Origin of the sequence: Enterobacter cloacae complex sp. 677-3DZ2D5B (genome assembly GCF_004136695.1) — a bacterium.
Classification (GTDB): Bacteria; Pseudomonadota; Gammaproteobacteria; order Enterobacterales; family Enterobacteriaceae; genus Enterobacter; species Enterobacter hormaechei_C.
Window position 1 is genome coordinate 21,519 of sequence record NZ_QFLS01000002.1, and the last position, 25,432, is coordinate 46,950.

The 25,432-nt window shown below is 55.5% G+C and carries 23 protein-coding genes; 17 read left to right on the top strand and 6 right to left on the bottom strand.

Features of this window, described 5'->3' with window-relative positions; all coding sequences use genetic code 11:
- Window positions 1-200: 200 nt before the first annotated feature.
- The 7 genes from mreB (at window position 201) to tldD (ending at window position 10,251) form a co-directional block, all read left to right on the top strand.
- Window positions 201-1,244 carry a rod shape-determining protein MreB gene (mreB, locus tag DD597_RS04550; protein WP_000913396.1) on the top strand — a complete coding sequence of 348 codons (1,044 nt, stop codon included), beginning with the start codon at window positions 201-203 and terminating at the stop codon, window positions 1,242-1,244.
- A gap of 62 nt (window positions 1,245-1,306) precedes the next feature.
- Window positions 1,307-2,323, top strand: coding sequence for a rod shape-determining protein MreC (mreC, locus tag DD597_RS04555; RefSeq protein WP_003860400.1), 1,017 nt, complete (start codon window positions 1,307-1,309; stop codon window positions 2,321-2,323).
- Entirely contained in the window at window positions 2,323-2,811 is a 489-nt protein-coding gene (gene mreD / locus DD597_RS04560) for a rod shape-determining protein MreD (protein ID WP_048244952.1), read from the top strand. The genes mreC and mreD overlap by 1 nt, the downstream gene beginning before the upstream one ends.
- Window positions 2,812-2,820: 9 nt before the next feature.
- Complete coding sequence (locus DD597_RS04565) at window positions 2,821-3,414, top strand: nucleoside triphosphate pyrophosphatase (protein WP_032608002.1); 594 nt, start codon at window positions 2,821-2,823, stop codon at window positions 3,412-3,414.
- A complete protein-coding gene (gene rng, locus DD597_RS04570; protein WP_003860405.1) occupies window positions 3,404-4,873 on the top strand; it encodes a ribonuclease G in 1,470 nt (489 codons plus the stop codon). The genes DD597_RS04565 and rng overlap by 11 nt, the downstream gene beginning before the upstream one ends.
- Window positions 4,874-4,915: 42 nt before the next feature.
- The gene (yhdP, locus tag DD597_RS04575; RefSeq protein ID WP_063159089.1) at window positions 4,916-8,722 is read left to right on the top strand and encodes an AsmA2 domain-containing protein YhdP; all 3,807 of its coding nucleotides are present in this window, start codon (window positions 4,916-4,918) and stop codon (window positions 8,720-8,722) included.
- 83 nt (window positions 8,723-8,805) lie between these two features.
- Window positions 8,806-10,251, top strand: coding sequence for a metalloprotease TldD (tldD, locus tag DD597_RS04580; protein ID WP_003860414.1), 1,446 nt, complete (start codon window positions 8,806-8,808; stop codon window positions 10,249-10,251).
- Between the two features lie 49 nt (window positions 10,252-10,300).
- On the opposite strand, the gene aaeR is transcribed toward tldD, so the two are convergent.
- Window positions 10,301-11,227: an HTH-type transcriptional activator AaeR gene (aaeR, locus tag DD597_RS04585; RefSeq protein WP_003860415.1), complete on the bottom strand. Its 927-nt coding sequence runs from the start codon at window positions 11,225-11,227 to the stop codon at window positions 10,301-10,303.
- Window positions 11,228-11,406: 179 nt separating this feature from the next.
- On the opposite strand from aaeR, the gene aaeX reads away from it, so the two are divergent.
- The 5 genes from aaeX to DD597_RS04610 all read left to right on the top strand — a co-directional run bounded on the left by aaeX (window position 11,407) and on the right by DD597_RS04610 (window position 16,382).
- The gene (gene aaeX, locus DD597_RS04590) at window positions 11,407-11,610 is read left to right on the top strand and encodes a p-hydroxybenzoic acid efflux pump operon protein AaeX (protein WP_003860416.1); all 204 of its coding nucleotides are present in this window, start codon (window positions 11,407-11,409) and stop codon (window positions 11,608-11,610) included.
- 7 nt (window positions 11,611-11,617) lie between these two features.
- Window positions 11,618-12,550, top strand: coding sequence for a p-hydroxybenzoic acid efflux pump subunit AaeA (gene aaeA / locus DD597_RS04595; RefSeq protein WP_048209694.1), 933 nt, complete (start codon window positions 11,618-11,620; stop codon window positions 12,548-12,550).
- Window positions 12,551-12,555: 5 nt separating this feature from the next.
- A complete protein-coding gene (aaeB, locus tag DD597_RS04600; RefSeq protein ID WP_003860418.1) occupies window positions 12,556-14,523 on the top strand; it encodes a p-hydroxybenzoic acid efflux pump subunit AaeB in 1,968 nt (655 codons plus the stop codon).
- 86 nt (window positions 14,524-14,609) lie between these two features.
- Complete coding sequence (locus DD597_RS04605) at window positions 14,610-16,064, top strand: NAD-dependent succinate-semialdehyde dehydrogenase (RefSeq protein WP_003860422.1); 1,455 nt, start codon at window positions 14,610-14,612, stop codon at window positions 16,062-16,064.
- Window positions 16,065-16,109: 45 nt separating this feature from the next.
- Entirely contained in the window at window positions 16,110-16,382 is a 273-nt protein-coding gene (locus DD597_RS04610) for a barstar family protein (RefSeq protein WP_003860424.1), read from the top strand.
- Between the two features lie 59 nt (window positions 16,383-16,441).
- Here DD597_RS04610 and yhcN read toward each other — a convergent pair whose 3' ends face one another.
- Window positions 16,442-16,705, bottom strand: a complete 264-nt coding sequence (yhcN, locus tag DD597_RS04615) for a peroxide/acid stress response protein YhcN (RefSeq protein ID WP_003860426.1) — start codon at window positions 16,703-16,705, stop codon at window positions 16,442-16,444.
- A gap of 378 nt (window positions 16,706-17,083) precedes the next feature.
- Complete coding sequence (gene argR, locus DD597_RS04620) at window positions 17,084-17,554, bottom strand: transcriptional regulator ArgR (protein WP_003860428.1); 471 nt, start codon at window positions 17,552-17,554, stop codon at window positions 17,084-17,086.
- 397 nt (window positions 17,555-17,951) lie between these two features.
- Here argR and mdh point away from each other — a divergent pair, with 397 nt between their 5' ends.
- The gene (gene mdh, locus DD597_RS04625; RefSeq protein WP_003860429.1) at window positions 17,952-18,890 is read left to right on the top strand and encodes a malate dehydrogenase; all 939 of its coding nucleotides are present in this window, start codon (window positions 17,952-17,954) and stop codon (window positions 18,888-18,890) included.
- 51 nt (window positions 18,891-18,941) lie between these two features.
- On the opposite strand, the gene degS is transcribed toward mdh, so the two are convergent.
- The 3 genes from degS to zapG form a co-directional block, all read right to left on the bottom strand.
- Window positions 18,942-20,009 (bottom strand): outer membrane-stress sensor serine endopeptidase DegS, encoded by a 1,068-nt coding sequence (degS, locus tag DD597_RS04630; RefSeq protein WP_003860430.1) that lies wholly within the window; start codon window positions 20,007-20,009, stop codon window positions 18,942-18,944.
- 92 nt (window positions 20,010-20,101) lie between these two features.
- Window positions 20,102-21,469 carry a serine endoprotease DegQ gene (gene degQ, locus DD597_RS04635; protein ID WP_063944809.1) on the bottom strand — a complete coding sequence of 456 codons (1,368 nt, stop codon included), beginning with the start codon at window positions 21,467-21,469 and terminating at the stop codon, window positions 20,102-20,104.
- Between the two features lie 170 nt (window positions 21,470-21,639).
- The gene (gene zapG, locus DD597_RS04640) at window positions 21,640-22,038 is read right to left on the bottom strand and encodes a Z-ring associated protein ZapG (RefSeq protein WP_003860432.1); all 399 of its coding nucleotides are present in this window, start codon (window positions 22,036-22,038) and stop codon (window positions 21,640-21,642) included.
- A 189-nt stretch (window positions 22,039-22,227) separates the two neighbouring features.
- Here zapG and zapE point away from each other — a divergent pair, with 189 nt between their 5' ends.
- The 4 genes from zapE (at window position 22,228) to sspA (ending at window position 25,427) form a co-directional block, all read left to right on the top strand.
- Window positions 22,228-23,352, top strand: a complete 1,125-nt coding sequence (gene zapE, locus DD597_RS04645) for a cell division protein ZapE (protein ID WP_023314916.1) — start codon at window positions 22,228-22,230, stop codon at window positions 23,350-23,352.
- A 292-nt stretch (window positions 23,353-23,644) separates the two neighbouring features.
- Window positions 23,645-24,073 carry a 50S ribosomal protein L13 gene (gene rplM, locus DD597_RS04650; protein ID WP_003860434.1) on the top strand — a complete coding sequence of 143 codons (429 nt, stop codon included), beginning with the start codon at window positions 23,645-23,647 and terminating at the stop codon, window positions 24,071-24,073.
- A 15-nt stretch (window positions 24,074-24,088) separates the two neighbouring features.
- Window positions 24,089-24,481 carry a 30S ribosomal protein S9 gene (gene rpsI / locus DD597_RS04655; protein ID WP_003860436.1) on the top strand — a complete coding sequence of 131 codons (393 nt, stop codon included), beginning with the start codon at window positions 24,089-24,091 and terminating at the stop codon, window positions 24,479-24,481.
- Between the two features lie 307 nt (window positions 24,482-24,788).
- Entirely contained in the window at window positions 24,789-25,427 is a 639-nt protein-coding gene (sspA, locus tag DD597_RS04660) for a stringent starvation protein SspA (RefSeq protein ID WP_003860438.1), read from the top strand.
- The last annotated feature ends 5 nt before the right edge of the window (window positions 25,428-25,432 follow it).

Here is a 25,432-nt window from a genome sequence, read left to right on the forward strand (position 1 = left end):
TAATGGGTTACAAGTGAAAGTGAGGGACGCTGCTGTTTACTCAGCCCTGAGGGATTCAGGGGATGAATTTGTAACAAAGGAAACGTGCTGCACTAATTTTCACCGTAGCAGACGATTTTTGCGCCTTGTCGCTGCTGCGTGTGGTTGGTAAAGTAAGCGGATTTTGTTTTCCGCCCCAGCTTTCAGGATTATCCCTTAGTATGTTGAAAAAATTTCGTGGCATGTTTTCCAATGACCTGTCCATTGACCTGGGTACCGCGAATACCCTTATTTATGTAAAAGGACAAGGCATCGTATTGAATGAGCCTTCCGTTGTGGCCATTCGTCAGGATCGTGCCGGCTCGCCAAAAAGCGTGGCCGCAGTAGGTCATGATGCGAAGCAGATGCTGGGCCGTACGCCGGGCAACATCGCCGCGATCCGCCCAATGAAAGACGGCGTTATTGCTGACTTCTTCGTGACCGAAAAAATGCTTCAGCACTTCATCAAGCAGGTTCACAGCAACAGCTTCATGCGCCCAAGCCCGCGCGTGCTGGTGTGTGTGCCGGTTGGCGCGACCCAGGTTGAACGCCGTGCAATCCGTGAATCTGCTCAGGGTGCCGGTGCGCGTGAAGTGTTCCTGATTGAAGAACCGATGGCTGCGGCAATTGGTGCGGGTCTGCCGGTTTCTGAAGCAACCGGTTCTATGGTGGTGGATATCGGTGGCGGTACCACTGAAGTGGCCGTTATCTCCCTGAACGGCGTGGTGTACTCCTCTTCCGTGCGTATCGGCGGCGACCGTTTCGACGAAGCTATCATCAATTACGTTCGCCGTAACTACGGCTCTCTGATCGGTGAAGCGACCGCAGAGCGCATCAAGCACGAAATCGGTTCTGCCTACCCGGGTGATGAAGTGCGCGAGATCGAAGTTCGCGGTCGTAACCTGGCGGAAGGCGTGCCACGCGGATTCACCCTGAACTCCAACGAAATCCTGGAAGCGTTGCAGGAGCCACTGACCGGTATCGTGAGCGCGGTGATGGTTGCGCTGGAACAGTGCCCGCCAGAGCTAGCCTCCGATATTTCCGAGCGCGGTATGGTTCTGACCGGTGGTGGTGCGCTGCTGCGTAACCTCGACCGCCTGTTAATGGAAGAGACAGGTATTCCTGTCGTAGTTGCAGAAGATCCACTGACTTGCGTCGCCCGTGGTGGTGGCAAGGCGTTGGAAATGATCGACATGCACGGCGGCGACTTGTTTAGCGAAGAGTAGTCGGGTGTGAGAGGGTAGCAATTTGCTACCCTTTCTCTCTGACGCGAGAATACGCATAGCCTATGAAGCCAATTTTTAGCCGTGGCCCGTCGCTACAGTTTCGCCTGATCCTGGCGGTTCTGGTTGCGCTCGGGGTCATTATTGCCGATAGCCGCCTCGGTACGTTCAGCCAGATCCGAACGTACATGGATACCGCCGTCAGTCCTTTCTACTTTATTTCAAATGGTCCCCGTGAACTGCTCGACTCCGTGTCGCAAACGCTCTCATCGCGTGACCAGCTCGAACTCGAAAACCGTGCGTTACGCCAGGAACTGCTGCTGAAAAACAGCGAGCTGCTGATGCTGGGGCAATATAAGCAGGAAAACGCACGCCTGCGTGAACTGCTTGGCTCGCCGCTGCGCCAGGATGAACAGAAAATGGTCACCCAGGTGATCTCCACCGTAAACGATCCGTACAGCGATCAGGTGGTGATTGATAAAGGCAGCGTGAACGGCGTATACGAAGGTCAGCCTGTCATCAGCGATAAAGGCGTCGTGGGCCAGGTTGTGGCGGTTGCCAAACTGACCAGCCGCGTGCTGCTGATTTGCGATGCCACCCATGCACTGCCGATTCAGGTGCTGCGTAACGATATTCGCGTGATTGCCGCCGGTAACGGCTGCACGGACGATCTGCAACTGGAACATCTGCCCGCCAACACGGATATCCGCGTGGGCGACGTGCTAGTGACGTCCGGTCTGGGCGGTCGTTTCCCTGAGGGCTACCCGGTTGCGGTTGTCTCTTCCGTGAAGCTCGACACTCAGCGTGCCTACACCGTGATTCAGGCGCGTCCAACGGCCGGCTTGCAGCGTTTGCGCTACCTGCTGCTGCTGTGGGGCGCCGATCGTAACGGAGCTAACCCGATGACCCCGGAAGATGTGCATCGCGTGGCGAATGAACGCCTGATGCAGATGATGCCGCAGGTACTGCCTGCGCCGGATGCGATGGGACCACCTGCACCCGTACCGGCTCCGGCGACGGGGTTAACGCAGCCGCTGCCGGATGCGCCGCCACCGCCGCAAGTCTCGGGTGGAGGGCAGTAGTGGCCAGTTATCGTAGCCAGGGGCGCTGGGTAATCTGGCTCTCATTCCTCGTTGCACTGTTGCTGCAAATTATGCCCTGGCCGGACGACATTCTTGTTTTCCGGCCAAACTGGGTATTGCTCATTTTGCTCTACTGGATCCTTGCCCTGCCGCACCGCGTAAATGTCGGCACAGGTTTTGTGATGGGTGCCATACTGGATCTTATCAGTGGCTCTACGCTTGGCGTCCGCGCCTTATCCATGAGCATTATTGCGTATCTCGTCGCACTCAAATTCCAGCTCTTTCGTAACCTTGCGCTCTGGCAACAGGCGCTGGTGGTGATGTTGTTGTCGCTCGCTGCGGATATCATTGTTTTCTGGGCAGAGTTTTTAGTGATCAACGTCTCTTTCCGACCGGAAGTGTTCTGGAGTAGTGTAGTAAACGGTGTGCTCTGGCCGTGGCTGTTCCTGCTGATGCGTAAAATTCGCCAGCAGTTTGCCGTGCAATAAAAGGTTTCTATGACGTCTTTGTATCTTGCCTCCGGTTCTCCGCGTCGCCAGGAACTGCTCGCGCAGTTGGGTGTCTCCTTCGAACGCATCGTTACCGGTATTGAAGAAAAACGTGCTGAGGGTGAAAGCGCTCAGCAGTATGTCTCTCGTCTGGCGCGTGAAAAAGCGCAGGCGGGCGTGGCATGCGTGCCGCGTGACTTACCGGTGCTGGGTGCGGATACCATTGTCATTCTCAATGGTGAGGTGCTTGAGAAACCCCGCGACGCAGACCATGCGGCGCGGATGCTGCGTAACATGTCCGGACAAACCCATCAGGTGATGACGGCGGTAGCGCTGGCAGACAGCCAGTACGCTCTGGATTGCCTTGTGGTAACGGAAGTGACGTTCAGAGTCCTCACCGACGAGGAGATCGCCGGCTATATCGCCAGCGGTGAACCTATGGATAAAGCAGGTGCATACGGTATTCAAGGGTTGGGTGGCTGTTTTGTCAGGAAGATAAATGGCAGCTATCACGCCGTAGTCGGCTTACCGCTGGTGGAAACGTATGAGTTGCTGAGCAATTTTAACTCACTGCGTGAGGGAAGGGATAATTATGACGGCTGAATTGTTGGTAAACGTAACGCCATCGGAAACCCGTGTGGCCTACATTGATGGTGGCATTCTTCAGGAAATTCATATTGAGCGTGAAGCGCGACGCGGAATCGTAGGCAATATCTACAAAGGTCGTGTCAGTCGTGTCCTGCCGGGTATGCAGGCGGCTTTTGTAGATATTGGGCTCGATAAGGCGGCGTTTTTACATGCCTCCGATATCATGCCGCACACCGAATGTGTGGCAGGCGAAGAGCAAAAGCAGTTTGCCGTGCGCGACATCTCTGAGCTGGTGCGTCAGGGCCAGGATCTGATGGTGCAGGTGGTAAAAGATCCGCTGGGCACTAAAGGCGCGCGTCTGACCACCGACATCACCCTGCCTTCACGCTACCTGGTGTTTATGCCGGGGGCGTCGCACGTCGGCGTGTCACAGCGTATTGAGAGCGAAAGCGAGCGTGAGCGCCTGAAAAAGGTGGTCAGCGCCTACTGCGACGAGCAGGGCGGGTTTATTATCCGTACCGCGGCGGAAGGGATCAGCGAAGAAGATCTCGCCTCGGATGCGGCCTACCTGAAGCGCGTCTGGACCAAAGTGATGGAGCGTAAAAAACGCAACCAGACCCGCTACCGGCTGTACGGTGAGCTGGCGCTCGCTCAGCGCGTATTACGTGATTTCGCCGACGCCCAGCTTGACCGCATCCGCGTGGACTCCCGTCTGACGTACGAAGCCTTACTGGAGTTCACCGCCGAGTACATCCCGGAAATGCCGGGTCTGCTGGAGCATTACACCGGACGCCAGCCGATATTTGACCTCTATGACGTTGAAAACGAAATCCAGCGTGCGCTGGAGCGTAAGGTTGAGCTGAAATCGGGTGGCTATCTGATCATCGATCAAACCGAAGCGATGACCACCGTCGATATCAACACCGGCGCGTTTGTCGGCCATCGCAACCTCGATGACACCATCTTCAACACCAACATCGAAGCGACGCAGGCCATCGCGCGTCAGCTTCGCCTGCGTAATCTGGGCGGCATTATCATCATCGACTTTATCGATATGAATAATGAAGATCACCGCCGTCGCGTGTTGCACTCTTTGGAGCAGGCGCTGAGTAAGGACCGCGTGAAAACCAGCATCAATGGCTTCTCGCAGCTCGGTCTTGTGGAAATGACCCGGAAACGGACCCGCGAAAGCGTGGAACATGTCCTGTGTAATGAGTGTCCAACCTGCCATGGACGCGGAACGGTAAAGACGGTGGAGACGGTCTGCTACGAGATCATGCGTGAAATTGTCCGTGTCCATCATGCCTACGACTCAGACCGTTTTCTGGTCTATGCTTCCCCTGCGGTGGCGGAGGCCCTGAAAGGGGAAGAGTCGCACGCGCTGGCGGAAGTGGAAATCTTTGTCGGCAAACAGGTAAAAGTGCAAATTGAGCCGCTCTATAACCAGGAGCAGTTTGACGTCGTCATGATGTAAACGCAGTTCACTGCGAGATTTAAGGCTGACAAGGAGAGACGCGTGAGGCGATTGCCGGGGATTTTACTGCTTACAGGGGCAACGCTGGTCGTGATTGTCGCGTTGCTCGTGAGCGGGCTGCGTCTCGTCTTGCCGCATCTGGACAGCTGGCGTCCGCAGATCCTGGCAAAAATCGAATCCGCCACCGGCCTGCCGGTGGACGTGAGTCATATCGAGGCAAGCTGGCAGAACTTTGGCCCGACGCTAGATGCGCGGGATATCCGCGCCAGCCTGAAAGATGGCGGCCACCTCAAAATCAAACGCGTCACCCTGGCGCTGGATGTCTGGCAAAGCCTGCTGCATCTGCGCTGGCAGTTTCGCGATCTCACCTTCTGGCAACTTCAGCTGATGACTAACACGTCGCTGCAAAGCGGCGACAGCGATCGAGGGCTGGAAACCAGCCGTATCAGCGATCTGTTCCTGCGGCAGTTCGATCATTTCGATCTGCGCGACAGCGAAGTGAGCTTTATTACTCTTTCCGGTCAGCGCGCTGAGCTGGCGATCCCACAGCTGACCTGGTTAAACGGGAAAGATCGCCACCGCGCCGAGGGGCAGGTGAATCTCTCCAGCCTGAACGGGCAGCACGGGGTTATGCAGGTGCGGATGGATCTGCGTGACGACAATGGCCTGCTGAACAACGGCAGGGTCTGGCTACAGGCGGACGACGTGGACGTGAAGCCGTGGCTCGGTGAGTGGCTACAGCAGAACATGCAGCTGGAGACCGCGCGCTTCAGCCTGGAAGGCTGGATGACGCTGACGAACGGGGCGTTCGCCAGCGGCGATATCTGGCTTAAGCAGGGGGGCGCGAGCTGGAAAGGGGAAAACCATCAGCATCAACTTTCCGTCGATAACCTCACCGCACACGTGACGCAGGATAAAGGCGGCTGGCAGTTCGCCATTCCGGATACGCGCATCTCCATGGATAACAAACCCTGGCCGCGCGGCGCGCTGACGCTGGCGTGGATGCCGGAACAGGACGTCGGCGGGATAAACGGTAAACGCAGCGACGAGCTGCGTATCCGCGCCAGTAACCTGGATCTGACGGCGATCGAAGGGCTGCGTTCAATGGCCGCAAAACTTTCACCGGAGCTGGGCGAAATCTGGCTGGCGACGCAGCCGAGCGGGCAGATAAACCGGCTCGCGCTGGATATTCCGCTCCAGGCTACGGAAAAGACGCGTTTTCAGGCGGCATGGAAAAATCTCGCATGGAAACAGTGGAAATTGCTGCCGGGTGCCGAGCACTTCAGCGGTAAACTGGAAGGAAGCGTGGAAAACGGCAGGCTGACGGCAGAAATGCAGGACGCGAAAATGCCGTACGAAACGGTCTTCCGTGCGCCACTGGAGATCGAAAAGGGAAATGCCACTCTCAACTGGCTGAAGAATGACAAAGGTTTTCAGCTCGATGGCCGCGATATTGATGTAAAAGCCAAAGCGGTACATGCCCGCGGTAATTTCCGTTATCTACAGCCTGAAGGCGATGAGCCGTGGCTGGGTATTCTGGCGGGCATCAGCACGGATGACGGTTCGCAGGCGTGGCGCTACTTCCCGGAAAACCTGATGGGGAAAGCGCTGGTGGACTATCTCAGCGGCGCTATTCAGGGCGGCCAGGCGGATAACGCCACGCTGGTCTACGGCGGCAACCCGCACCTGTTCCCGTATAAGCACAACGAAGGCCAGTTCCAGGTTCTGGTGCCGCTACGCAACGCCACCTATGCCTTCCAGCCAGACTGGCCGGCGCTGAAGAATCTGGATATTGAACTCAACTTCCTGAATGACGGCTTGTGGATGAAGACGGACAGCGTCGCGCTGGGCGGCGTAACGGCAAGCAACCTGACGGCAAACATCCCGGATTATTCCAAAGAGAAGCTGCTGATTGATGCGGATATTAAGGGGCCGGGTAAAGCGGTTGGCCCGTACTTTGAAGATACGCCGCTGAATGACTCCCTGGCAGCCACCCTTCAGCAGTTGCAGTTAGATGGCGATGTGAATGCTCGCTTACATCTGGATATCCCGCTGGACGGTGAATTGACCACCGCCAAAGGCGACGTTCGCCTTAATAACAACAGCCTCTATATCAAGCCGCTGGACAGCACCCTGAAAAACCTCAGCGGTCAGTTCAGCTTTGTTAACGGCACGCTGAAAAGTGAGCCGCTTAAAGCGACCTGGTTCAATCAACCCGTTAATATCGATTTCTCCACCACCGAGGGCGATAAAGCCTACCAGGTGGCGGTCAATATGGACGCGAACTGGCAGCCGTCACGCATGGATGTTCTGCCGAAGCCGATTGAGAATGCGGTGGACGGTGCGGTGTCATGGAATGGCAAGGTCGCCATCGACCTGCCTTATCATGCCGGTGCGCGCTATAACGTCGACATTACGGGCGATCTAAAAAACCTCAGCAGCCAGCTTCCCGCGCCGCTGAATAAAAAAAGCGGTGAAGCATTGCCCGTCAACGTTAAGGTTGCGGGCAACCTTAACAGCTTCGATTTAACCGGAAACGCGGGCGGAACAAACCACTTCAACAGCCGCTGGCTGCTTAACCGCAAGCTGACGCTGGACAGGGCGATCTGGACGACGGACAGCCGTACCACGCCGCCGCTGCCGGAGCAGGCGGGCGTTGAACTGAATCTCCCGCCGATGGATGGCGCAGAGTGGCTGGCACTGTTCCAGAAAGGTGTCGGGCAAAACGTCGACCAAACGGCGCAGTTCCCGCAGTCCATTACCTTGCGCACGCCTGCGCTGACGCTGGGCGGGCAGCAGTGGAACAACCTGAGTATTGTCTCCCGGCCGACGGTAAACGGCTCAAAGGTCGAGGCGCAGGGGCGTGAGATCAACGGTTCGTTGATCATGCGCGATCACGCGCCATGGCAGGCGGCTATCCGTTATCTCTATTACAATCCGACCTTTACGGCGTCTAAAGCAGAGTCGACAAGCACTTCTCCTGTCAGTGGCAGTGGGACGTCGCGCGTGGATTTCAGCGGCTGGCCCGATCTCCAGCTGCGCTGCGCGGAGTGCTGGTTGTGGGGACAGAAATATGGCCGTATCGACGGTGATTTTGCCATTCACGGAAATACGCTGAGCCTCTCTGGTGGGCTGGTGGATACCGGCTTTGGCCGCATGACTGCCGCGGGCGAATGGGTGAACAAACCGGGTGAACAACGCACCTCGCTGAAAGGCGATATTAAAGGCAATAAGCTGGACGCCGCGGCTAACTTCTTCGGCATTAGCACGCCGCTTCGCGGATCGTCCTTCGATGTGAATTACGATCTGCACTGGCGCGCTGCGCCGTGGACACCCGATGAAGCTTCGCTTAACGGCATCCTGAAAACCAACTTCGGTAAGGGTGAGATTGCCGACGTGAGCACGGGGCGCGCCGGGCAGATCCTGCGCCTGCTGAGTTTTGATGCGCTGCTGCGCAAGCTGCGCTTCGATTTCAGCGACACCTTCAGCGAAGGTTTCTACTACGATTCAATTCGCAGTACGGCGTGGATCAAAGACGGCGTTCTGCATACGGACGATACGCTGGTGGATGGCCTGGAAGCGGATATCGCCATGAAAGGCTCGGTCAACCTCGTGCGTCGCGAACTGGATATGGAAGCCGTGGTGGCGCCGGAAATATCCGCAAGCGTGGGCGTTGCGGCGGCCTTTGTGGTGAACCCGATTGTCGGTGCGGCGGTGTTTGCCGCCAGTAAAGTGCTGGGGCCGCTGTGGAGCAAGGTCTCTATTCTGCGCTATCGCATTACCGGTCCGGTCGATAAACCGCAGATTAACGAGGTGCTGCGCCAGCCGCGCAAAGAAGCACCGCAATGATTTGACGTGGGCAGGTAATTGCCTCACTCTCAATAAATACGATCTTTATACCGCCCCGGGCGGCAACGAACGAGTAGCAATAGATGAGTCTGAACCTGGTAAGTGAACATTTGCTCGCAGCGAACGGCCTGAGCCATCAGGACCTGTTCTCCATTCTTGGTCAACTGACCGAACGCCGCCTCGACTACGGCGATCTCTATTTCCAGTCGAGCTATCACGAATCCTGGGTTTTAGAAGACAGCATCATTAAAGATGGCTCTTACAACATCGACCAGGGCGTCGGCGTGCGCGCCGTCAGCGGGGAGAAAACCGGTTTTGCTTATGCCGATCAGATTAGCCTCGCCGCACTTGAGCAGAGCGCGCAGGCCGCGCGCACCATTGTGCGTGATACCGGAGATGGTCGCGTGAAAACGCTGGGTGAAGTGCAGCACGCTGCGCTCTATACCAGCATCGACCCGCTGCAAAGCATGAGCCGCGAAGAGAAGCTCGACATCCTGCGTCGCGTGGACAAAGTGGCTCGCGCGGCGGATAAACGCGTGCAGGAAGTCTCTGCCAGCCTGACCGGTGTTTATGAACTGATCCTGGTGGCGGCGACGGACGGTACCCTGGCGGCGGATGTTCGCCCGCTGGTGCGTCTCTCTATCAGCGTGCAGGTTGAAGACGACGGCAAGCGCGAGCGCGGCTCAAGCGGTGGCGGCGGTCGTTTTGGCTATGACTGGTTCCTCGGCGACGTTGACGGCGAAGCGCGCGCGGATGCGTGGGCAAAAGAAGCCGTGCGCATGGCGCTGGTCAACCTGTCTGCCGTGGCGGCACCTGCCGGTACGCTGCCGGTGGTTTTGGGCGCAGGCTGGCCTGGCGTGCTGCTGCACGAAGCGGTCGGTCACGGCCTTGAGGGTGATTTCAACCGTCGCGGGACGTCCGTATTCAGCGGTCAGATGGGGCAGCTTGTCTCCTCCGAACTGTGTACCGTGGTGGATGATGGCACCATGCTCGACCGTCGCGGCTCGATTTCTATCGACGATGAAGGCACGCCGGGCCAGTACAACGTGCTGATCGAAAACGGCGTACTGAAAGGCTACATGCAGGACAAGCTTAACGCGCGCCTGATGGGCGTAGCGCCAACGGGTAACGGTCGTCGCGAATCCTATGCGCACCTGCCGATGCCGCGCATGACCAACACCTACATGTTGCCGGGCAAATCCACGCCGCAGGAGATTATCGAATCCGTTGATTACGGGATCTTCGCGCCAAACTTTGGCGGCGGTCAGGTGGATATCACCTCCGGCAAATTTGTCTTCTCTACCTCAGAGGCGTATCTGATTGAGAAGGGCAAAGTGACCAAAGCGGTGAAGGGCGCAACCCTGATTGGCTCCGGCATTGAGGCCATGCAGCAGATTTCCATGGTGGGTAACGATCTGAAGCTGGATAACGGCGTGGGCGTTTGCGGCAAAGAGGGCCAGAGCCTGCCTGTGGGCGTCGGTCAGCCTACGCTGAAAGTAGATAATCTGACGGTGGGCGGCACGGCGTAAATTTTCCCCCGCACCCTAACCCTCTCCCCAACGGGGAGAGGGGAAAAGCCTACTCTTTCCTTCTGCCCCGCATGCCCTGAAACAGCTCCGCCACTTCCACAAAATAGTCCGTCAGATAGTTAATACAGACCTGCACCTTCAGCGGCAGCTTGTCCTTTTCCGTATAGAGCGCGTACACCGGACGCGGATCGGACTGGTAGCGCGGGAAGAGGATCTCCAGCACGCCGCTGTTGATCTCGTTGATCACCCACATCAGCGGTACGTAGGCGATCCCGGCCCCGGCCACCAGCCAGCGTGAGATGGTCATCGGATCGTTGGTGACGAAGCGGCCTTCAGGCAGCAGTTTAGTGGAAAGCCCTTCCGGCGCGATCAGTTCAAATTCGTTATCTGGCCGAACGCTGTATTCCAGCCACGAGTGGTTGCTCAGATCGGCAGGTTTCTCCGGCACGCCATACTGTGCCAGGTAGCTTTTCGAAGCGCAGACCACCATCGGCATGCTGCCCAGTCGACGCGAGAACAGGCTAGAGTCCTGCAACGCGCCAACGCGGATCACCACGTCTAACCCATCGGCAATCAGGTCCGGTGCCGGAATGCCCGTAACCAGATTAACGGTTAAACCGGGATACTCTTTCAGCATTTCCGCCGTCATGGCAGCGAGAACATTTTGTGCCATAGTTGAAGAACACCCTATACGCAGCGTGCCGATAGGCGTGTTGTTAAAGGCATAGAGCTGCTCGTGAACGTCCTGCACTTCATGCAGCATTCGACGGCAGCCCTGATAGTAAATTTTACCCGCTTCCGTCAGCCCGATGCTGCGGGTGCTGCGGTTGAGCAGCTTCACCTGAAGCTCATCTTCCAGTTTTGACACTGTCTGGCTAATGGATGAGACGCTCATTTGTAGCTGACGTGCTGCGGCGGTAAAAGAGCCTTGCTCAACCACTTTCGCAAAGACGGACATGCGTTTTAGACGTTCCATTATTCACTCTGGCTTAAAAGTGATTTAGATCACATATGATAGATAACAGCATAACAGTTACGTTAATATATTATTAATTACATAACGGCTGCGCCACTCTCGCCCGGCAATTCTTGCTCTCCTGCGGCGGCGCGAGCTTAAAAATCCAGTAACCTGCACTCTCTTTAATCAAGGTCAACATGAGTCTGTTTCCCGTTATCGTGGTGTTCGGTTTGTCGTTCCCACCGATATTTTTCGAGCTTCTTTTATCACTGGCGATCTTCTGGCTGGTGCGCAAGGTGCTGGTCCCTACCGGGATTTATGATTTCGTCTGGCATCCTGCATTGTTCAATACCGCGCTGTATTGCTGCCTGTTCTATTTAATATCGCGCATGTTTGTCTGAGGTTGATGTGAAAACGCTAACAAGAAAAATCTCCCGCACTGCCATCACTATGGCGCTGGTCATCCTGGCGTTCATCGCTATTTTTCGCGCCTGGGTTTATTACACCGAATCCCCGTGGACGCGCGATGCGCGTTTCAGCGCGGAGGTGGTCGCGATAGCGCCCGATGTCGCCGGTCTCATTACGGCAGTCAACGTCCACGATAACCAACTGGTGAAAAAAGATCAGGTGCTGTTCACCATCGACCAGCCGCGCTATCAAAAAGCGCTGGAAGAAGCGGAAGCAGACGTGGCGTATTACAACGCGCTGGCCTCTGAAAAACGCCGTGAAGCAGGACGCCGTAACAAGCTGGGCATCCAGGCCATGTCCCGGGAAGAGATTGACCAGTCCAATAACGTGCTGCAAACCGTGCTGCATCAGCTGGCAAAAGCGCAGGCGACGCGCGATCTGGCGAAGCTCGATCTGGAACGTACCGTTATCCGCGCCCCGTCCGATGGCTGGGTGACCAACCTCAATGTCTATGCGGGCGAGTTTATTACGCGCGGCTCTACGGCCGTGGCGCTGGTGAAAAAGAACTCTTTCTACGTCCTCGCCTATATGGAAGAGACCAAGCTGGAAGGCGTGCGTCCGGGCTATCGCGCCGAAATCACGCCGCTCGGCAGCAACCGGGTCCTGAAGGGAACCGTGGACAGCGTGGCCGCGGGGGTGACCAACTCCAGCAGTACCAATGATTCAAAAGGGATGGCGACCGTCGATTCTAACCTCGAGTGGGTTCGTCTGGCGCAGCGCGTACCGGTACGCATTCGTCTGGATGAGCAGCAGAGCAACCTCTGGCCCGCAGGCACCACGGCGACGGTGGTGATCACGGGTGAAAAAGACCGTGATGCCAGCCAGGATTCGATCTTCCGTCAAATCGCCCATCGCCTGCGCGAGTTTGGTTGATCGCTATGGGCATTTTTTCCATCGCCAGCCAGCACATCCGCTTCGCCGTGAAGCTGGCATGCGCCATTGTGCTGGCGCTGTTTGTTGGCTTCCATTTCCAGCTTGAAACGCCGCGCTGGGCCGTTCTGACCGCCGCGATCGTCGCCGCCGGTCCTGCCTTCGCGGCGGGTGGCGAACCTTACTCCGGGGCAATTCGCTATCGCGGGATGCTGCGTATTATCGGCACCTTTATCGGCTGTATCGCCGCCCTGACCATTATCATCCTGATGATCCGCACGCCGCTGCTGATGCTGATTGTATGCTGTATCTGGGCGGGTTTTTGCACCTGGGTCTCTTCGCTGGTGAAGGTGGAGAACTCGTACGCCTGGGGTCTGGCGGGATATACCGCGCTGATTATTATCATCACCATTCAGAGTGAACCGCTGCTTGCTCCGCAGTTCGCCGTGGAACGTTGCAGCGAGATTGTCATTGGTATCGTCTGCGCGATTGTCGCAGACCTGCTCTTCTCTCCGCGATCGATCAAGCAGGAAGTCGATCGTGAGCTGGACGCGCTGATTGTTGCTCAGTACCAGCTCATGCAGCTGTGCATTAAGCACGGCGACAGCGAAGAGGTCGACAAGGCCTGGAGTGCGCTGGTGCGCCGCACGCAGGCGCTGGAAGGGATGCGCAGTAACCTCAATATGGAGTCTTCCCGCTGGGAGCGGGCCAACCGTCGTCTGAAAGCGATCAATACCGTCTCGTTAACGCTGATCACCCAGGCGTGTGAAACCTACCTGATTCAGAACACCCGCCCCGAAGTGGTAACGGATACTTTCCGCGAACTGTTTGATGAGCCTGTGGAGACGGTGCAGGACGTGCATCGACAGCTTAAACGCATGCGTCGTGTGATTGCGTGGACAGGAGAACGGGATACGCCAGTCACCATTTATACCTGGGTAGGCGCCGCAACGCGCTACCTGCTCCTGAAACGCGGCGTGATTAGCAACACCAAAATCAGTGCGGCGGAAGAAGAGGTGTTACAGGGCGAAGTGGTGATCAAACCTGAATCCGCCGAGCGCCATCATGCGATGGTTAACTTCTGGCGTACCACCCTGGCCTGTATACTCGGCACGCTGTTCTGGCTGTGGACCGGCTGGACGTCTGGCAGCGGCGCGATGGTGATGATTGCCGTCGTCACCGCGCTGGCGATGCGTCTGCCCAACCCGCGCATGGTCGCGATCGATTTTCTGTACGGCACTATTGCGGCGTTACCTATTGGCGCGCTCTACTTCCTGGTGATTATTCCCTCGACGCAGCAAAGCATGCTTTTGCTCTGCATCAGCCTGGCGGTGATGGCGTTCTTTATCGGGATTGAGGTACAAAAACGCCGTCTGGGATCGTTAGGCGCACTGGCGAGTACGATTAACATCATCGTGCTGGATAACCCGATGACCTTCCATTTCAGTCAGTTCCTGGATAGCGCACTAGGTCAGCTGGTGGGCTGTTTCCTGGCAATGATGGTGATCCTGCTGGTGCGGGATAACTCTCAGGCGCGGACAGGGCGCGTGCTGCTGAATCAGTTTGTATCGGCCGCCGTATCGTCCTTGACCACCAACACCGCGCGGCGCAAGGAGAACCACCTGCCGGCGCTCTATCAGCAGCTGTTCCTGTTGCTAAATAAATTCCCGGGCGATGTCGCCCGCTTCCGCCTGGCGTTAACCATGATTATCGCGCACCAGCGTCTGCGGAACGCGCCAGTGCCGATCAACGACGATTTGTCCGCCTTCCACCGCCAGCTACGGCGCACGGCGGACCATGTGATATCGGCATCCAGTGATGACAAACGTCGCCGCTACTTTAAGCAACTGCTGGAGGAGCTGGATATCTACCAGGAGAAACTGCGGATCTGGGAAGCGCCGCCGCAGGTTACCGAGCCGGTAGAGCGGCTGGTGTTTATGCTGCACCGCTACCAGAATGCGCTGACAGACAGCTAACGAAGAGAAAACCGACGCCAAAAGCGTCGGTTTTTTTGTGGCTATACTTATTCTTGCAGGTTCAAACATTCAGGAAGGGAGGACACATGACAACCCAGGCTCTTCAGGACAGTATTCTTTTTCAGACCGGGTATCTGGTCAACGGTATCTGGAAAACACTAGACACCACGTTTGATGTGCTAAACCCGGCCACGGGCGAGGTCATTGCGAAAGTGGCGAAAGCAGGAAAAGCCGAAACCGAAGAGGCCATTGTGGCCGCGACGAAGGCCTTTCCCGCATGGCGCGCAAAAACGGCAAAAGAGCGTTCCGCGATCCTCTATCGCTGGTATGAACTGATTATCGAGAACAAAAGCTGGCTCGGGCGGCTGATGACTACCGAACAGGGCAAGCCGCTGAAAGAGGCTGAAGGTGAGGTGGACTACGCTGCTAGCTTCATTCAGTGGTTTGCCGAGCAGGCCAAGCGCGCCAACGGTGAAATCATTCCTCCGGTTAAACCTGGCTCCCGTATTCTGGCCACTCGTGAACCTGTCGGGGTGGTTGCTGCTATCACGCCATGGAATTTCCCGATGGCTATGCTCACCCGTAAGCTCGGCCCGGCGCTGGCAGCAGGATGTACCGGCGTGATCAAACCTGCAAACAACACGCCGCTGAGCGCCTTTGCGCTGCTGACGCTGGCGAAGCAGGCCGGTGTGCCGGATGGTGTGCTGAATGCGGTCGCGGGGAGCACCTCAGAAATTAGCGACGCCATTATGGCCAGCCATGACGTGCGCAAAATCTCGTTTACGGGTTCAACCGCCGTCGGGAAAACGCTGGTTCGCAATTCCGCAGAGACCATGAAAAAGGTATCGATGGAGCTGGGCGGTAATGCGCCGTATATCGTTTTCGAGGACGCGGATATTGATGCCGCCGTCAAAGGCGCGATCGCCAATAAGTTCCGTAACGCCGGGCAGGTCTGCGTCAGCGTAAACCGTTTCTATATTCAGGAGACGGTCTATGACAAGTTCGTCAATCAACTTGCCGATGCGGTGAAGGCGCTGAAGGTGGGTAACGGTCTGGACGAGGGCGTCGTTGTCGGCCCGCTGATTGAGCCTTCGGCTGTCGAGAAAGTGCGTGAGCACGTCGAAGATGCGGTAGCGAAGGGCGCCACGGTGCTGGCTGGGGGTAAACCGCACGAACTTGGCGGCAACTTCTGGATGCCAACCGTACTCGGTGACTGCCATGAAGGCATGAAGCTGGCAGAAGAGGAGACCTTTGGTCCCGTAGCCGCCTGCTTCCGCTTCACGTCGGAAGACGAAGTGGTTATGCGCGCTAACAATACGCCTTACGGGCTGGCGGCCTACTTTTATACCCAGAATCTTTCGCGCGTGTTCCGCGTCTCACAGGCCATTGAGAGCGGCATGATCGGAATTAATGAATGTGCGGTCTCGACCGAACTGGGTCCGTTTGGGGGCGTAAAAGAGTCCGGGCTGGGCCGCGAGGGGTCCGTGCTGGGGCTGGAGGAGTTTCTGGAAGTTAAAACCCTGCATATCGGGGGATTATAATAGACAGGGCGGCATTTGCCGCCCGCCTGTACCGGGTGGCTGGCAATGAAAATTTATACCTTTGATTTTGACGAAATTGAGAGTCAGGAAGACTTCTATCGCGAGTTTATTCGGGCGTTCGACCTGGAGCGGGGCAGCGTAAGCAATCTTGATATGCTGTGGGATGTGGTTACCGGCGACAGGCTGCCGTTACCGCTGGAAATCGAATTTACCCATCTGCCTGAAAAACTGCGCAGACGCTTTGGCGCATTGATTTTATTGTTTGATGAAGCGGAGGAGGAGCTGGAAGGGCAACTGCGTTTCAACGTGCGCCAGTGATAAAAAAGCCCCTGACCGGGAGGTCAGGGGCAAGTCGTATGATGAGATACGACGAGGGTTTATTTGTACAGTTCTGCGGTAGCGTGCCAGTGGTCGCCACTGCGCGCTTCGATGATGCGATAAGATGACGCACCCTGTTCTTCCGCTTTTTTGTTCAGCATTTCGTGCATGTCCATCGGAGACGTACCGATGGCACCAACAGAAACAGTCCCGATAGCCTGACGGGATTGTGCCTGTTCGGCATTAATGGTGTCGGCTGCAAACGCACCGAATGACAGGACTGACAGTACGCTCAGGGTAGCTACAGTGGTTTTAATTTTCATGATTATTTACCTCGTCAATTATTTTACTGGGGTCTTTGTTCTGTGACCCTCATCACAAAATCAAGTATACACTAATCACGCTAAAAATTAATACCAGGCTAATGGTTTCCCCTGTTATTACGTGTTAAAAAAATCATTTTTTATAACGCGAATGCATAAAAAAGGACGCCACAATGCAAGATTTATGGTTTTTTCTTTCCTAAATCAAAGGGATAGATCAATTTGATTTTTTGTGCGATTTTGCGGCAGATCATTCACTGAATGAATGTTAACAGGCGGTAAAAAGCACTATTTGCAAAAACAGCAGGCAGAGAAAAGCAGGGTAAAACGCGGAAGCAGCAGAATGATCCCCGCAGTCAGGCGCTACGGGGCAGACAATTACAGCTCCTGTTCGAACAGGACCAGAATCGCTTCGTAGAGGTCTTTCACCGAGAAACCATTTGCCGGGGTGGTAAAAATGGTGTCATCACCGGCGATGGTTCCGAGGATCCCCTCTGCTTTACCCAGCGAGTCCAGCAGGCGGGCAATCAGCTGGGCTGCGCCCGGGCTGGTGTGGATCACGACCACGGCATCGTTATAGTCGATGTCCAGAACCAGGTTTTTCAGCGGGCTGGAGGTCGTTGGCACGCCAAGTTCAGCAGGCAGGCAATAAACCATTTCCATTTTGGCGTTGCGCGTACGCACCGCTCCAAACTTGGTTAACATGCGAGAGACCTTCGACTGGTTGATGTTGTCGAAGCCTTGTTCCTGCAACGCCTGAACAATTTCTCCCTGAGAACTGAATTTCTCTTCTTTGAGTAGCGCTTTAAACGCCTTCACTAATTCTTCTTGCTTAGACGAGCTTCGCATAAGTCACCCGGAATATGACGATAGAAACAACATTATTATGCATGTGGATGAATTTTTATGCAAATTATCTACCTGACGCCAGGCTGAAATAATGTTATGAAAGGGAGAGATTTTATCAGATTTCGTTATCGGAAAACATGCCTGGGTCACGCCGCGCAAATAACCTTAAAAGTAAATTAAATGTTATCAAAATGATGTTGTTTTGGTGGCGTGGCAGGGTGTATTGTAACCCCCTCTTAATTCGTTGTTGCCTACAGCCCGATAGTATTCAGGTGAAGGTGAAAGACGTGCGACCTCAAATTCTTTAGCGATGAAAATTGTAATTAATGACGTGCTGAATTATGGTCGCCGCAACGGAGTTACAGATACTTAAGTTAACCATAATAAGGAGTTTAGGATGAAAGTCGCAGTCCTCGGCGCTGCTGGTGGTATCGGCCAGGCGCTTGCCCTACTACTGAAAACCCAACTGCCTTCAGGCTCAGAACTCTCCCTGTACGATATTGCTCCGGTAACCCCAGGTGTGGCGGTTGACCTGAGCCACATCCCGACAGCTGTGAAAATCAAAGGCTTCTCCGGTGAAGATGCGCGTCCTGCGTTGCAGGGTGCCGACGTGGTGCTGATCTCCGCGGGTGTTGCACGTAAACCGGGTATGGATCGTTCAGACCTGTTCAACGTCAACGCGGGCATCGTGAAAAACCTGGTTCAGCAGATCGCTGAAACCTGCCCGAAAGCGTGCATCGGTATCATCACCAACCCGGTGAACACCACCGTTGCCATCGCAGCAGAAGTACTGAAGAAAGCAGGCGTTTACGACAAGAACAAACTGTTCGGCGTAACTACGCTGGATATCATCCGCTCCAACACCTTCGTGGCTGAGCTGAAAGGCAAGCAGCCAACGGAAGTGGAAGTGCCGGTTATCGGCGGTCACTCTGGCGTGACCATCCTGCCTCTGCTGTCGCAGATCCCGGGCGTGAGCTTCACCGAGCAGGAAGTGGCTGACCTGACTAAACGCATTCAGAACGCAGGCACCGAAGTGGTGGAAGCGAAGGCGGGTGGCGGTTCTGCAACCCTGTCTATGGGTCAGGCGGCGGCACGTTTCGGCCTGTCTCTGGTTCGCGCGTTGCAGGGCGAAAAAGGCGTTGTTGAATGCGCCTATGTTGAAGGCGACGGTGAACACGCGCGCTTCTTCTCTCAGCCGCTGCTGCTGGGTAAAAACGGTGTTGAAGAGCGTAAGTCTATCGGCACGCTGAGCGCGTTTGAGCAAAACGCGATGGAAGGCATGCTGGATACGCTGAAGAAAGACATCACGCTGGGCGAAGAGTTCGTTAACAAGTGATCTTGTCCCGGTAAAAAAAACGGAGCGCTAAGCTCCGTTTTTTTATGCCCGTCAGTTAGTGGCCGGGTATTCCTGGATGGTGACCTGGATCGTCAGCTTCTTGTCATTACGCATGACTTCAACAGGGATGATGGAGCCCGGGCGAATCTCAGCCACCTGGTCCATGGTTTCCAGCGCAGAGACCGCTGGCGTACCGTTGACGGAAAGGATAACGTCGTTCACCTGGATACCTGCATTGGCCGCCGGGCCGCCAGGCGCCACTTCGTTGACCACAATCCCCTGGATCTGATCGATACCACCGCCCTGCGTATGCATCGGTGCGATTTCACGCCCACCAATACCGATGTAGCCACGGATCACGCGGCCATCGCGGATCAGCTTGTCCATGATCTTGGTCGCCAGCTGGAATGGAATGGCAAAGCCAATCCCTTCCGGCGTTTCGCCGTCGTTGCTCTTGTCGAAGGAGAGGGTGTTAATGCCCATCAGTTCGCCCAGAGAGTTCACCAGCGCACCGCCGGAGTTACCGTGGTTGATCGAGGCATCGGTTTGCAGGAAGTTCTGCCGCCCTGACGGGTTCAGGCCGATTCGACCGGTCGCGCTGATGATCCCCTGAGTGATGGTCTGGCCCAAGTTATACGGGTTACCGATCGCCAGTACCACATCGCCGATATGCGGCGTTCGTTTGCGATTAATCGGGATAGTCGGCAGACCGCCGGTGGCGTTGATCTTCAGCACCGCCAGATCGGTCAGGCTGTCCGACCCCACCAGCAGGGCTTCAAACACGCGGCCATCCTGCAAGGCGACGATAATCTGGTCGGCATCGTTAATGACGTGTTTATTGGTGATGATGTAGCCCCGGTCATCCATGATCACACCGGAACCGAGCGTGCGGATCTCCAGCTGGTTATGAGCAGAACTGTTAAGCCCGCGGTTATAGACGTTAACCACGGCGGGGGCGGCACGGCGTACCGCCTGATTGTACGTCGCAGGCGTTTCATCCGTGCTGTCGAACTGAGGAGCCGACAGTTTGTTGAACTGGCGTAAAGATGGCATAGCCACCAGCAGCAGACCGGCAACGATCAAACCAATGACAATTGAACGAAAGAGCTTTAAAAGCATGATGCGTGTGTCGTTAAAAAAGGAACGGTTTGCAGCATAACATGAGTTATCCGGACATCACACGCAGCGGCGATGCCCGGAGTTGCAAATGGTTAACGCAGTAAAATGTAGAGGGTATCGTTGCCACGGATAATTTGCAGGGCAATAACTGCCGGTTTACTCTCCAGCACCTTACGCATTTCGGCAATAGACTGCACGCGAGTACGGTTCACGCCCACGATCACGTCGTCCTGATGCAAACCTGCCTGCGCGGCCGGGCTGCTCTTCTCAACGGTAGTGACAGAAATGCCTTTCGTGCCGTTTTTAAGCTGACCGTCGCTCAGCGTAGCGCCCTGTAGAGTCGGGGAGATCTGTTCTGCGCTGGCGGAAGAGGAGGTGCTCTTGTCCAGCGTCACTTCCACGGTCAGCGGTTTGCCCTCGCGGATCAGGCCCAGCTTCACTTTAGCGCCAGGCTCCGTGGTGGCAATACGCGAACGTAATTCAGCGAAGCTGCTCAGCGGTTTATCGTTCAGGCTGACAATAACGTCACCGGATTTCACGCCCGCTTTCGCAGAGCCTGAGTTGGGCAGCACTTCGCTGACAAACGCCCCGCGCTGGACGTTGAGCTTAAAGGCTTTGGCGATATCGGCGCTCATCTCCATGCCTTTGATGCCCAGCAGACCGCGCTTAACCTCGCCAAACTGAATCAGCTGTTGAGACAGAGTTTTCGCCATGTTGCTCGGAATGGCAAAACCAATCCCGATGCTGCCGCCGCCTGGCGCGAGGATAGCGGTGTTGATGCCGATCAGCTCACCGTTCAGATTAAGCAGCGCACCGCCGGAGTTGCCCCGGTTGATGGAGGCATCGGTCTGGATGAAATTTTCCAGCCCTTCGAGATTCAGGCCGCTGCGCCCCAGGGCGGAGACAATTCCGGAGGTGGCGGTCTGGCCTAAGCCGAACGGGTTACCGACCGCGACAGCAAAATCACCGACGCGCAGCTTATCGGAATCAGCAATGGCGATCTGGGTCAGGTTGCTGGGGTTTTGTACCTGTAGTAGGGCGATATCACTCTGATCGTCACCGCCGATCAGTTTGGCGTCAAACTCCCGGCCATCGTTCAGCTGAACGCTGATTTTATCGGCCTGGCTGATCACGTGGTTATTGGTCAGGATATAGCCCTTAGCCGCGTCGATAATTACCCCTGAGCCCAGACCTTCAAACGGCTGAGCCTGCTGATCCGGCGCGTCTTCGCCAAAATATTTCTTCAGCTCTTCGGGAATACGCTGGCTTTGGCGTGCCGTCCCTTCCACCTGAACGCTGACTACCGCAGGCAGGACTTTTTCAAGCATCGGCGCAAGGCTGGGAATGGCTTCTTGTCCAGGCACCTGCGAAGGCAGTGCCGCACTGACGGGGAAGGACGCCGAGAGAGATAACCCGACACTTAACGCTAAGGCGCTCAACAGCTGGTTTTTTTTCTTCATCGATGCTGACTCTCGTATCCTGGAATGAAAAAGAACGGCCCCAAAAACATCTTGATGTTATTGAATTTTCAACCGCTGAACAATGAGGTGTTTGACTAAATAATAGCTGGGGACGGGAAGAAAGGACGGGCGCATAAGGTGCGCCCGTAAAATTTATTCAGGTTGTGCGATTAATCGCGTTTTACGCCACCGCGCAGCAGGCCGGACGCGCCGTCTGAATAGTCGCGTGGCATCTGAACCGGTGCCTGATCGTTACCGGCTTCAGAATCAGCCAGACGATTGCGGAAGGGGTTGGTCTCCGCGGTCATTTCCGGCAGCAGGCTGCTGGAGCTTTTCGCCATGTGCTGGTAGAGCTGGCGATAATCTGTCGCCATGTTGTCCAGCAGCTCAGCGCTACGGGCAAAGTGGCTGACCAGCTCTTCGCGATATTCTTCCAGTTCGGCTTTGTTCTTTTCCAGTTCGTATTGCAGTGACTGCTGCTGACGCAATTTGCGGTTACCGAAACGCATGGCCACAGCACCAATGATGATGCCGACGACTAAACCGATTAGCGCATATTCCCAGGTCATGAACTTCTCCCGTTGTCTTGTTGTTCCGTAGGGTGTTGGCTCGGCTCCTGCCTGTGCCTGATTATGCCACTATAACCGCTATTTCCGCAGAAGTGGAATCCTGACGTATCATCGCGTAGTGTAGAACGGCCTTTTTTTCATCAGCCACGCGCGCTGGTGAGGTTTAACTAAAGGAATAACAACAACATCATGCAAAACCTGTCCCCTTCATCGCGTTACCAACTGGCCCTGAGCGAGGGCACACACCAGCCGGATGATGTCCAGCGTGAAGCGGTTAACCGCCTGGACACGATTTATCAGGAAATTCTGGCGAAACCCGCCGATGCGGTGCAGAGCAGTGGGCTGAAGGCGGCATTCGGCCGTTTACTGGGCAAAAAAGAGCCCACGGTAAACGCACCGGTTCGTGGATTATATATGTGGGGTGGCGTTGGGCGGGGTAAGACCTGGCTGATGGACATGTTCTACCAGAGCCTGCCCGGCACGCGTAAGCAGCGTCTGCACTTTCACCGTTTTATGCTGCGGGTCCATGAAGAGCTGACGGCGCTCCAGGGCGAAACCGACCCGCTGGAGATTGTGGCCGATCGCTTCAAGGCGGAAACGGACGTGCTCTGCTTCGACGAGTTCTTTGTTTCCGATATTACGGATGCCATGTTGCTGGGGGGCCTCATGAAAGCGCTGTTTGCGCGTGGGATTACCCTGGTGGCGACCTCAAATATCCCGCCGGATGAGCTTTATCGCAATGGTCTTCAGCGGGCGCGTTTCCTGCCAGCCATAGATGCCATTAAGCAGCACTGCGACATCATGAATGTCGATGCCGGCGTCGATTATCGTCTGCGCACATTAACGCAGGCGCACCTGTGGCTTTCACCGCTGAACGCCGACACAGCCAGCGAGATGGATAAACTCTGGCTGGCGCTGGCAGGGGCACCGCGGGATAACGCGCCAGCGCTGGAGATTAATCATCGCCCGTTGTCGACGCTTGGCGTAGAGAACCAGACGCTGGCCGTCTCGTTTGCAACGCTCTGCGTGGACGCCCGCAGCCAGCATGACTACATTGCGCTTTCACGTCTGTTCCATACCGTTATGTTGTGGGATGTGCCCGTTATGACCCCACTCATGGAGAGCGAAGCGCGCCGCTTCATCGCGCTGGTAGATGAGTTTTACGAGCGCCACGTTAAGCTGGTGGTCAGCGCCGAGGTGCCTTTATATGAGATCTATCAGGGCGAGCGCCTGAAGTTTGAGTTCCAGCGCTGCCTGTCGCGCCTGCAAGAGATGCAGAGCGAAGAGTACCTCAAGCGTGAGCATATGCCGTAATAAATGCGCCCCTCTCCCCGTGGGAGAGGGGCTGGGGGTGAGGGCACCAGACCGCACAGTACGCAACCCCGAAAAACCCATTCCAAATCACATTTAAGGGTCGATCTTTGACCTCAACTTCTCTATAATCTTGCGACCCCACGTTACGAGAAGGTTTTTTTCCCGAAACTTTCTATGTGTCGGCATGTGCTATTCGAAGGGGTAGGTTTGCCGGACTTTGTCGTGTGAACCTCAACTGACTAAACGTTTGGGTGTTCACCAACGTGTAACTTATTATTTGGGTAAGCTTTTAATGAAAACTTTTACAGCTAAACCAGAAACCGTACAGCGCGACTGGTATGTTGTTGACGCGACCGGTAAAACTCTGGGCCGTCTGGCTACTGAACTGGCTCGTCGCCTGCGCGGTAAGCATAAAGCGGAATACACTCCGCACGTTGATACCGGTGATTACATCATCGTTCTGAACGCTGACAAAGTTGCTGTTACCGGCAACAAGCGTACTGACAAAATGTACTACCACCACACCGGCCACATCGGTGGTATCAAAGAAGCGACCTTTGAAGAGATGATTGCCCGCCGTCCTGAGCGTGTGATTGAAATCGCGGTTAAAGGCATGCTGCCAAAAGGCCCGCTGGGTCGTGCTATGTTCCGTAAACTGAAAGTTTACGCAGGCAACGAGCACAACCACGCGGCACAGCAACCGCAAGTTCTTGACATCTAATCGGGATTATAGGCAATGGCTGAAAATCAATACTACGGCACTGGTCGCCGCAAAAGTTCCGCAGCTCGCGTTTTCATCAAACCGGGCAGTGGTAAAATCGTAATCAACCAGCGTTCTCTGGAACAATACTTCGGTCGCGAAACTGCCCGCATGGTAGTTCGCCAGCCGCTGGAACTGGTTGATATGGTAGAAAAACTGGATCTGTACATCACCGTTAAAGGTGGTGGTATCTCCGGTCAGGCAGGTGCGATCCGTCACGGTATCACCCGCGCTCTGATGGAGTACGACGAATCCCTGCGTTCTGAACTGCGTAAAGCTGGCTTCGTTACTCGTGACGCGCGTCAGGTTGAACGTAAGAAAGTGGGTCTGCGTAAAGCACGTCGTCGTCCACAGTTCTCCAAACGTTAATCCATTCTGCTTACGCAGAACGATTGGCGAAAAACCCGCTTCGGCGGGTTTTTTTATGGATAATACGCAGGTTATCCACAGTAACATTTCATATATCTTCTCTTTTTCCACATTTCCGGAATCCCCTCACCACAAAGCCATCAAAATCTGGTAAACTATCATCCAATTTTCTGCCCAAATATCGGTGAATACTCGATTTTTGTTCGATTCTTGAACAATGTGTCTTCTCTGGGATGGGCGATACATCATCTGGCTGGCCCCGTTGGGCTGGTAGCAGTAAAAATTCTGAATATACCTGGAGGTTTTCATGGCTGTCGCTGCCAACAAACGTTCGGTAATGACGCTGTTTTCTGGTCCTACTGACATTTATAGCCATCAGGTTCGTATCGTGCTGGCCGAGAAGGGTGTCAGTTTTGAGATCGAGCATGTGGAAAAGGATAACCCGCCTCAGGATCTGATCGATCTCAACCCGAGCCAAAGCGTACCGACGCTGGTGGATCGCGAGCTGACCCTGTGGGAATCCCGTATCATTATGGAATACCTGGATGAGCGTTTCCCGCATCCGCCGCTGATGCCTGTTTATCCTGTTGCGCGTGGTGAAAGCCGCCTGTACATGCAGCGTATCGAGAAAGACTGGTACTCGCTGATGAACGTTATTGTCAACGGTTCCTCTTCTGAAGCGGATGCTGCACGTAAACAGCTGCGTGAAGAGCTGCTGGCGATTGCGCCGGTATTTGGTCAAAAGCCTTTCTTCCTGAGCGACGAATTCAGCCTGGTAGATTGCTACCTGGCTCCGCTGCTGTGGCGTCTGCCAACCCTGGGCGTAGAGTTCAGCGGTCCTGGCGCGAAAGAGCTGAAAGGCTACATGACTCGCGTCTTTGAACGCGACTCTTTCCTGGCATCCTTAACTGAACCGGAACGTGAAATGCGTCTCGGCCGAGGCTAATGACT